The organism is Proteus sp. HMSC14B05 (assembly GCF_001808035.1).
Lineage (GTDB): Bacteria > Pseudomonadota > Gammaproteobacteria > Enterobacterales > Enterobacteriaceae > Proteus > Proteus mirabilis.
Map to the genome: position 1 here is coordinate 1 of NZ_KV791973.1, position 1,776 is coordinate 1,776.

The 1,776-nt window shown below is 52.8% G+C and carries 1 rRNA gene; it reads right to left on the reverse strand.

Annotated features, from left to right (window positions below):
* Positions 1-52: 52 nt before the first annotated feature.
* Positions 53-1,776: ribosomal RNA gene (locus HMPREF3129_RS03965) — 23S ribosomal RNA — on the reverse strand; the annotation flags it as partial.

The following is a 1,776-nucleotide window of genomic DNA, read 5'->3' on the forward strand; positions in this document are numbered from 1 at the left end:
AACAAGCTGACTTCATTGTTTCGTCTCTCTGACAAAACACTTTCGGTGTTGTCAGGTTAAGCCTCACGGTTCATTAGTACTGGTTAGCTCAACGTATCGCTACGCTTACACACCCAGCCTATCAACGTCTTAGTCTTAAACGTTCCTTTAGGTCGCTTAAAGCGACAGGGAAGACTCATCTCGAGGCAAGTTTCCCGCTTAGATGCTTTCAGCGGTTATCTCTTCCGCACTTAGCTACCGGGCAATGCCATTGGCATGACAACCCGAACACCAGTGGTGCGTTCACTCCGGTCCTCTCGTACTAGGAGCAACCCCTCTCAATCTTCCAACGCCCACGGCAGATAGGGACCGAACTGTCTCACGACGTTCTAAACCCAGCTCGCGTACCACTTTAAATGGCGAACAGCCATACCCTTGGGACCTACTTCAGCCCCAGGATGTGATGAGCCGACATCGAGGTGCCAAACACCGCCGTCGATATGAACTCTTGGGCGGTATCAGCCTGTTATCCCCGGAGTACCTTTTATCCGTTGAGCGATGGCCCTTCCATTCAGAACCACCGGATCACTAAGACCTACTTTCGTACCTGCTCGAGCCGTCACTCTCGCAGTCAAGCTGGCTTATGCCTTTGCACTAACCGCATGATGTCCGACCATGCTTAGCCAACCTTCGTGCTCCTCCGTTACTCTTTAGGAGGAGACCGCCCCAGTCAAACTACCCACCAGACACGGTCCCCGACCCAGTTTATGGGCCTAGGTTAGAACATCAAACGTTAAAGGGTGGTATTTCAAGGTTGGCTCCATGCAGACTGGCGTCCACACTTCAAAGCCTCCCACCTATCCTACACATCAAGGCTCAATGTTCAGTGTCAAGCTATAGTAAAGGTTCACGGGGTCTTTCCGTCTTGCCGCGGGTACACTGCATCTTCACAGCGAGTTCAATTTCACTGAGTCTCGGGTGGAGACAGCCTGGCCATCATTACGCCATTCGTGCAGGTCGGAACTTACCCGACAAGGAATTTCGCTACCTTAGGACCGTTATAGTTACGGCCGCCGTTTACTGGGGCTTCGATCAGGAGCTTCGCCTTACGGCTGACCCCATCAATTAACCTTCCAGCACCGGGCAGGCGTCACACCGTATACGTCCACTTTCGTGTTTGCACAGTGCTGTGTTTTTAATAAACAGTTGCAGCCAGCTGGTATCTTCGACTGGCTTCAGCGCCGTCCGCGAGGGACTTTACCTACCGCCAGCGTGCCTTCTCCCGAAGTTACGGCACCATTTTGCCTAGTTCCTTCACCCGAGTTCTCTCAAGCGCCTGAGTATTCTCTACCTGACCACCTGTGTCGGTTTGGGGTACGATTGTTGGTAACCTGAAGCTTAGAGGCTTTTCCTGGAAGCGGGGCATCAATTGCTTCACCACCTTGGTGGTTCGTCATCACATCTCAGCATTAAGTGACCGGATTTGCCTAATCACTCTGCCTACCTGCTTGAACCGGGACGACCGTCGCCCGGACAACCTAGCCTTCTCCGTTCCCCCATCGCAGTTACCACCAGTACGGGAATATTAACCCGTTTCCCATCGACTACGCTTTTCAGCCTCGCCTTAGGGGTCGACTCACCCTGCCCCGATTAACGTTGGACAGGAACCCTTGGTCTTCCGGCGTGCGGGTTTTTCACCCGCATTATCGTTACTTATGTCAGCATTCGCACTTCTGATACCTCCAGCATACCTCACAGTACACCTTCGCAGGCTTACAGAACGCTCCCCTACCCAAC